General features: G+C 58.4%; 3 protein-coding genes and 1 pseudogene. All 4 read right to left on the reverse strand.

Annotation, left to right across the window (positions count from 1 at the left end):
* Window positions 1-264: pseudogene (locus tag AKL29_RS44300) on the reverse strand (hypothetical protein); the annotation flags it as partial.
* 23 nt (window positions 265-287) lie between these two features.
* Window positions 288-449, reverse strand: a complete 162-nt coding sequence (locus AKL29_RS40190) for a DUF2934 domain-containing protein (RefSeq protein ID WP_080667266.1) — start codon at window positions 447-449, stop codon at window positions 288-290.
* Between the two features lie 656 nt (window positions 450-1105).
* Window positions 1106-2167, reverse strand: a complete 1062-nt coding sequence (locus AKL29_RS02795) for an ROK family protein (RefSeq protein WP_050382906.1) — start codon at window positions 2165-2167, stop codon at window positions 1106-1108.
* A 156-nt stretch (window positions 2168-2323) separates the two neighbouring features.
* A partial coding sequence (locus AKL29_RS02800; RefSeq protein WP_063779880.1) for a hypothetical protein occupies window positions 2324-2765 on the reverse strand: 442 nt, incomplete at its 5' end.

The raw sequence follows: 2765 nt of genomic DNA on the forward strand, positions 1-2765 counted from the left end.
ATCCCAGAGGGCTGTCAGCTGATGCGTAACAAAACCGACGATCATTACCGCAATAATGAGAGCGTTGATTTCCAAAAAAATTGCCGCCAGCAATGGTATCGCCAGTTCGATCAACATCAACAGATGAAGCAGTGTTTCCTTATAGCCGCTCGTCGTCTCAATCCGAGAAGCGCGATGGCAAAGGTAATCAGCAAAGCCGGCCAGTAACCAAAGAGGCAGCACAAAGTACAGCAATATGGTTTCGGCTGCTGCGGAATGAGACATCCGGTTAAGCGCTTCTTCTCTGTTTATAGGCTGTCTGGGGTGCGGAGGGGAGATGACTTGTCCTCGTTTCGCAACTCCTGCTCCGCCAACCGCCAGAATTCTTCCTCCCTGCCTTCGGGTTTGCCGCTTCGCTCCCATAGCTCATAGGCGCGCTTCTCAATTTCCTTTTCAGTCGGTTGGGTCACCACGTGCCTCCTTCAACTCTGTGGGATCGGGTGAGCGTCTGCGCCCTCTTCGTAGTTTGAGCCAGCGACGCCGTCTGCTACCGAACGCGTGCGTTCCGCCGAGCGCAAAATCCTTGCACTCGTGATAAACCCGCGAAGTTCGCAGGGTTCCTTCGTTGAAACCTCGCTAACAAGCGGTAAGTCGACTTCTTTGAACCGAGCGCGAGATACTGATCGTCGCGGGTCCTCACCGAGAGAAGGAATAGCCTGGCACTGCAAGATCGGCCGAGGTACTGGCCAGATCCAAACTTCCATGGTTTGCGTCAGGACATTTGCCCTATTTTGCCGCGGCCTTACTTGTCCTGACTCAGATCGGGCGCTGTCTGCTCCAAAACCCGCGTAGATTCAGCCAGCGTCATATAACTCCGGGCAAGCATTTCAAGTTGGTAGCGCGCGTGTCTGTCGGCGGTGCTTGCAGCTGCTTTTCTGTAGTGCAGCGAGAGCTGAAGGTATTCGTCGACTGTTCTCATGGCGCTGGCACCGCATTCTGGCTGGTTTCAGGTCGCGCTTGCGCTTTCTCGGAGCGGAGAACAAGCTGCTCGTACTCAAGGGCAACCTTCAGCAGCTTAACCTTTGCTCGCCTGTTGGGGGCCTTCAGTAGCGTTCTCGCCATAGCTTCAGCGTTCGCGCCCATTTCGGTTTGTAAAGCGGGCGTTGCCGAGGCCGGTGCCGATCGTCAGTACGCCCCAACTCTTTACGTCCTGCATGAATGGGACCTCCGACAGTCCCTGCACTACGCCATCGTTGTGCATGATGACGACCGTGTCGTTCTCGCCGATCTTAGGGATCGCTTCGACGAGACTGGCCGGCAAATTGAACCTGCTGCTCTCCCAGTTTCCGGGCAGGTTCTGCGCGCCCTTCTCGATCGAGCCGTCACTCTTGATGACGCCGGGGCACGCGATGCCGATGAACGGCGCGAGCTTGAAACCCTCGTCTTCCGCCTTCGCGATCAATCCTTTGAGCATCTTGACCAGCCGCTTCACGGCGTTCTCACGGGACGGCTCGTCGTCGGCATGCCGCCATAACTCGAACTTCCACACGCATGCCTTGGAGAGATCCGGCGCCTTCTTACGGCGTGTTTCCACGACGCCGCAGCGGATGTTCGTGCCTCCGATGTCAACGGCAAGGATGGAATCGTGAGCTTCGAAGATCCAGGAAGGAGCGAGATATAGTGCGCCGATAAGGCCCGCGTCATCTGGGTGACAATGGATCGGGAGCATCTCGAGCTTGAAGTTGTCGGCTTTGAGGAGGATTTCGGCGCGTGCGATGGCGAGTTCGCCAAGCCGGCTGTCCCGAAGCCCGCCACCCACCACGATGCGCTCGGTTTTGTCCCAGGCCCTGGTATTGAGGAAGCGGCGCGTTACCTGAGCGAGCTCCTGTGCGAAGTCCTCAACGGCGCTATGGACGACTACTGAGGCGTCAGGGTCGTCGCCGCCGAGGGCAGCGTCGAGCTCTTTCTTGCTGACGTCTTCAGAACGTTCCTTCCCGAATGGGTCTTCGCCGGATTTGCGCAACGGCTTTCGCCAGGTTTCGAGAGTTTCTCGAAAGGCACCCTTGCTGGCGCGATCGCCTAAGAATTCTTCCTCATCTTTCAGTTCGAGGTTGAAACTGTCGATCTCGACCCACGGGAGGCGAGAGGCGCCGTGAGCGGCAATGCCAGTGTTCGTTTCGTCCGCCATCCTGAGCCTTACAAGCCGCGAGCAACTAAGCGGCTTAAATCAACACGCGCCACTGGCCACGGTTCCTCCCCCATCGCCGCCTGCGAAGCACGGCATCCCGATCGGGAGCGGCTCGAATACTTGCGGTCGCGTCATGCCAAGCTCGTAAGGTCAACTTCAGTGGCTTCGCGAAATCGGGGTCTCCTTAGCTCTTTGTTTGGTCCGCGCACTCCGCACTGAGCGCGTCTTGCGCCGTACGTACCAGGCCACCACCGAGCTAGCGAGCCACGCAAATGATGCGCCCAGGAAGGCCGCCGCGATGCTGATGTCCGCCGCCAAAGAAAATGCGACCGCAAAGGCCAGCATGCCAAGCGCACCGAGCGCAGCGCCAGCAGCATCGACGGCGGCCGCCATTTGCCCGCGGCGCTTACCAGCGAGACCCGCTTCGCGCTTGCGGCGGATTTCATGCTTCTCAATCAGCGTTGCGCTCGCGCAGAATATGGCTGGAAGGGCAAGAAAAACGCCACCGATGACTGCTCCATAGCGGCTGCTGACGAGGCCAGTAAAGACGGTCGCAGCGCCGCCGAGTGCGAAGCGGATCAGATATTCGTACCAGCGG

Source organism: Bradyrhizobium pachyrhizi (genome assembly GCF_001189245.1).
Lineage (GTDB): Bacteria > Pseudomonadota > Alphaproteobacteria > Rhizobiales > Xanthobacteraceae > Bradyrhizobium > Bradyrhizobium pachyrhizi.